This is a genomic window from Sphingomonas bacterium (genome assembly GCF_903644055.1).
Classification (GTDB): Bacteria; Pseudomonadota; Alphaproteobacteria; order Sphingomonadales; family Sphingomonadaceae; genus Sphingomonas_I.
On sequence record NZ_CAHJXD010000105.1, the window covers coordinates 1 to 4852 of the forward strand.

A 4852-nucleotide genomic window follows, 5' to 3' on the forward strand; every position below is an offset into this window, starting at 1 on the left:
GGCGGAGGCGCGCGCCGAAACCGCCAAGGCGGCGCGGGACAAGCAGGCGGCGACCGCGAAGGCCGCGCGCGACCGGCAGGCGGCGGAGGCCAAGGCGGCGCTGGGCAGGAATCCCGAGCGGCATTGGGTGCAACTCGCGGGCGGCGCGAACAGGGCGACGCTGCCGCGCGAATGGCAGGCGCTCAAGGCCCGCTATGGCGGCGCGCTGGCGGGACGCAGCCCGTGGACGATGCATTACCGCTACACCAACCGGCTGATGATCGGGCCGTTCGCGAGCGCGGCGGCGGCGCAGGACTGGGTCAACGACCAGCGCACCAAGGGCATCACGTCGTTTCGGGTGACGACGGAGGCGGGGACGAAGGTGGAGCCGGTCGATCCCGAATGAGCTGCCGGGAGTGAGCCATGGGGGAGTGAGGCCCTGGGCGAGCGATCCGGCGGCGAGCCGGGGGCGGCGCCATGCCGCCGCGCCGAGCAGCGCGCGCGACGCCTTCCAGCGCGATCGCGACCGGATCATCCACTCGATCGCGTTCCGCCGCCTCCGCCACAAGACGCAGGTGTTCGTGGCGCCCGACGGCGATCATTTCCGCGTGCGGCTGACGCACAGCCTAGAGGTTGCGCAGATCGCGCGGACGATCGCGCGCGCGCTGGGGCTCAACGAGGATCTCACCGAGGCGCTGGCGCTGGCGCACGATATCGGCCACCCGCCTTTCGGTCACGCGGGCGAGGATGCGCTGAAGGCGGCGATGACGCTGGCGGGCGGCTTCGATCATAATGCGCAGACGCTGCGGACGCTGACGCGGATCGATTCGCCCTATCCCGATCATCCGGGGCTCAACCTGAGCTGGGAGGTGCTGGAAGGGCTGGCCAAGCATAACGGCCCGGTGGCGGACGCGCCGTGGGCGCTGGCGGAGGTCGATGCGGATTGGCCGCTCGAGCTCGGCACGCAGCCTTCGCTGGAGGCGCAGGTGGCGGCGCTGGCCGACGATATCGCCTATGACAATCACGACATCGACGACGGCCTGCGCGCGGGGCTGCTCGATCTCGATGCGCTGCTCGCGGTGCCGTTCGTGGCCGAGGGATGGCGTGGGGTGACGGCGCGCTGGCCGGCGGCGAAGCGCGCGCAGCAACTCGGCGCGCTGATCCGCGACGGGATCGGGCGGATGGTCGGCGATCTGCTCGCCGAGAGCGAAAGGCGGATCGCGGCGGCGGGCGTCGCCTCGGTCGCGGAGGTGCGCGCGGCGGCGGGGCCGCTGATCGGCTTTTCGCCCGAGGTTGCGGAGGCGGAGCGCGGGCTCAAGCGCTTTCTCTATGCGGAGCTCTATCGTCATCCGCAGCAACAAGCGGTGGCGGACCAGGCGCGCGCGATCGTCGCGGGGCTGGCGGGCGCCTATCTCGCCGATCCGGAGCGGCTGCCGGCGTGGTGGCTGGCCGACCTGCCGCAAGCGGAGCCTGCGCGGACGCGGCACATCGGCGACTTCATCGCGGGAATGACCGATCGGTTCGCGATCGCGCGCTATCGCGAGATCGTCGGTCCGGTGGAGATGCCCGAGGGGATTTGAGCCTGGAGGCTGTCCTGTTCGAGCTGAGACGTCACCCCGGCCTTGAGCCGGGGTCCCGCTGCTTGGCCAGCGCTGAAGAAGAAGCGGGACCCCGGCTCAAGGCCGGGGTGACGAGAGTTTAACTTCAACAGGACACACCCTAAGCCATCGCTCCGCCGCGCAGGAGACGCCGGGCGCGGACGAACATTTCGAGGCGGGTGGCGGCGATCAGGCCGGCCGCGAAGGCCATCATGATGCCGGTGATCTTAAGGATGTTGAGCCCAAGCGATGCCGCCTCGTAGCGCAGGCCCTGCCGCGCGACGATCAGCAGCACGAAGAACAGCAAAGCGGCGGGCGAGACCTGCTGGTTGAGCGTGCCGGTGGCGGGATCGACGCTGATCCGCATCAGCTTACCGCGCCGCCAGCCGAGGCCCGCGCCGATCGCGGCGGCGAGCGCGAGCCAGACCCAGCCGAGCGCGTCCCGCGGCGGATATTCGAAGATGGAGAAGGCGAGCACCAGCGCGAGGAGCGCGGGGACGATCCACAATGTCTCGAGCCGCAGCCGACGCGCGCGGCGCATCCCGCGCAGCCGGAGCAGCAGCACGATGCCGACGATCACCGCGGTGATGATGTAGCTGATCGTCTGCGATTGCTGCGCGTGCATGAGTCCGCCCCCACGGTGTGTTATCGGACTATGGCGGTGGAACGCCGATGTCCAGCGATATCCTCCATCGCGTGGTAAGAGTGGGGCGGGAGGGTATCGCGCTTTCGATGGCGGGATACCCCTCCGTCTGGCTTCGCCAGCCACCTCCCCTTGCAGGGGAGGATCGTTGCCTGGAGGCTGTCCCGTTCAACTGAACGTCACCCCGGCTCAAGGCCGGGGTGACGGGAGTTTAATGTCAACAAGACGGGCTCTAGGGTGCCGGTGGAGGCTTGCCGCTGGCGTCCATTCTCTGCCCGAGCGTGGGGGGAACGATGGGCGCGGGCGGCTTGCCCTGCCCGTCCATTTCCGACGTGTTGGCCGCGATCGCGTTCAGCGCGCGATCCTGACTGCCGCTGGTGCGCTCGGAGGAAGGGCCGCCGCAGCCGGCGAGCAATAGGGACAGCGGCAGGAGGCAGGCCTTGAACATGATGACGGTCGCTCCCGCTTTCGGCTTCAACGAGCGGATGAGGACGATGGGTACAGTATCGGGGACAGCTTTTCTTCGATGCCTGTGGCGCTCGATAACTTCGTCACCCCGGACCGGTTCCGGGGTCCACCGTGCCCCGGATCTTGAGCTGACCAGCTATGTTCGACGGTGGATGCCGGAGCAGGTTCGGCATGACGCGCGCGCGGGGATGGGTTAGAGGCGCGCCTTTCCGCCAGCTTCTGGAACATCCCTTGCCGACGCTTCACGCCCGTTTCGCTGCCGACCTCGATGCCCTGCTCGACGGGCTGGTGCGCGATGGTGCGCTGCCGGGCGGGCTCGAGCGGCGAGGCGTCACGGTGGAGCCGCCGCGCGATGCGGCGCACGGCGATCTCGCGACCAACGCGGCGATGGTGCTGGCCAAGCCCGCCGGGACCAACCCGCGCGCGCTCGCCGCGCTGATCGCGCCGAAGCTGGCGGCGCTCGACCATGTCATAGGCGTCGAGGTGGCGGGGCCGGGGTTCCTCAACGTCCGGCTGACCGAGGAGACATGGGCCGCCGAGCTTGCGACGATCCTCGCCGAGGGCGGCGATTATGGCCGCGCGGACATCGGGCGGGGGCGGCGCGTCAACGTCGAATATGTCTCGGCCAATCCGACCGGGCCGATGCACATGGGGCATTGCCGGGGCGCGGTGGTGGGCGATGCGCTGGCGGGGCTGCTCGAATATGCGGGCTATGCGGTGACGCGCGAATATTATGTCAACGACGCGGGCGCGCAGGTGCAGACGCTCGCGCGTTCGGCATGGCTGCGGTATCGCGAGGCATTGGGCGAGACGATCGCGATCCCCGAGGGCCTGTATCCGGGCGATTATCTGGTGCCGGTGGGCGCGGCGCTGGCGGCGGAGTTCGGCGATCGTTTCAAGGACGCGCCTGAAAGCGAATGGCTCGACCTGTTCCGGAAGCGCACGGTGGCGCTGATGATGGAGCGGATCCGCGCCGATCTGGCGCTGCTCGGCATCGCGCACGAGGTGTTCGCCTCCGAAGCGGCGGTGCAGGAGGCAGGCAGGGTGGAGGCGGCGTTCGCGCGGCTGCGCGCCGACGGGCTGATCTACGAAGGCACGCTCGAGCCCCCCAAGGGCGAGCTTCCCGACGATTGGGAACCGACCGAGATGACCTTGTTTCGCGCGACCGCGTTCGGCGACGATCAGGACCGGCCGGTGCGCAAGTCCGACGGCGGGCTCACCTATTTCGGCACCGATCTCGCCTACCATGCGCAGAAAGCGGAGGGCGCCGATCTGCTGATCGACATCTGGGGCGCGGACCATGCCGGCACGGTCAAGCGCATCCAGGCGGCGGTGAAGGCATTGGCGCCCGACAAGCCGTTCGACGTCAAGCTCGTCCAGATGGTGCGGCTGCTGCGCGGCGGCGAGCCGGTGAAGATGTCAAAGCGCTCAGGGTCCTTCGTGACGCTCGCCGACGTCGTCGAGGAGGTCGGCAGGGATGTCGTGCGCTTCACGATGCTGACGCGGCGGGCCGATGCGCAGATGGACTTCGATTTCGCCAAGGTGGTGGAGGCATCGAAGGACAATCCGGTCTTCTACGTCCAATATGCGCATGCGCGGATCGCCTCGCTGCACCGGCGCGCCGACGAGGCGGGGATCGCGCTGCCCGAGGCCGATCTGGCGCTGCTCGACATGGACGAGCTGGCGCTGGTCAAGCTGGCGGCGCAATTCCCGCGGATCATCGAAGCGGCGGCGAACGCGCACGAGCCGCACCGGATCGCTTTCTATCTCTACGATCTGGCGGCGGCGTTCCACGCACTCTGGAACCAGGGCAACGACGATCCGGCGCGGCGTTTCCTGATCGCCGACGACGCGCCCAAGACCGCCGCGCGGCTGGCGCTGGCCGACGGGATCGGGCAGGTATTGCGCAACGGCCTGGGCGTGATGGGCGTCGCCGCCGCCACGGAGATGTAGCGATGGTCGAGATCCGGCGCGGCATGGGAGAAGCTTCGGGATCGGAGCGGCTGCCGTGGCTCGAGCCGGTGGAGGACGAGGATCAGGAGCCCTATCCGGAGAGCGCGCGCGGCTATGGCGGGGTGATCGTCACGATGATCGCGGTGCTGATCGGCATCACCGCGCTGACCGCCGGGATCGTCTGGTTCCGCCACCATCGCGCCGCGACCGC

General features: G+C 69.3%; 5 protein-coding genes and 1 pseudogene. 4 read left to right on the forward strand and 2 right to left on the reverse strand.

From position 1 onward, the window contains the following. The coding region (locus HUU94_RS04460) for an SPOR domain-containing protein (RefSeq protein WP_174273903.1) at positions 1–385 on the forward strand (385 nt) is incomplete at its 5' end. Between the two features lie 10 nt (positions 386–395). After that, complete coding sequence (locus HUU94_RS04465) at positions 396–1559, forward strand: deoxyguanosinetriphosphate triphosphohydrolase (RefSeq protein ID WP_254601947.1); 1164 nt, start codon at positions 396–398, stop codon at positions 1557–1559. Positions 1560–1698: 139 nt separating this feature from the next. Here HUU94_RS04465 and HUU94_RS04470 read toward each other — a convergent pair whose 3' ends face one another. Next, on the reverse strand, positions 1699–2202 hold the full coding sequence (locus tag HUU94_RS04470) for a CcdC protein domain-containing protein (RefSeq protein ID WP_174273904.1): 504 nt from the start codon (positions 2200–2202) through the stop codon (positions 1699–1701). 250 nt (positions 2203–2452) lie between these two features. Beyond that, entirely contained in the window at positions 2453–2668 is a 216-nt protein-coding gene (locus HUU94_RS04475; protein WP_174273905.1) for a hypothetical protein, read from the reverse strand. A 191-nt stretch (positions 2669–2859) separates the two neighbouring features. Here HUU94_RS04475 and argS point away from each other — a divergent pair, with 191 nt between their 5' ends. Beyond that, the gene (gene argS / locus HUU94_RS04480) at positions 2860–4641 is read left to right on the forward strand and encodes an arginine--tRNA ligase (protein WP_174273906.1); all 1782 of its coding nucleotides are present in this window, start codon (positions 2860–2862) and stop codon (positions 4639–4641) included. A 2-nt stretch (positions 4642–4643) separates the two neighbouring features. Further along, positions 4644–4852: pseudogene (locus HUU94_RS04485) on the forward strand (hypothetical protein); the annotation flags it as partial.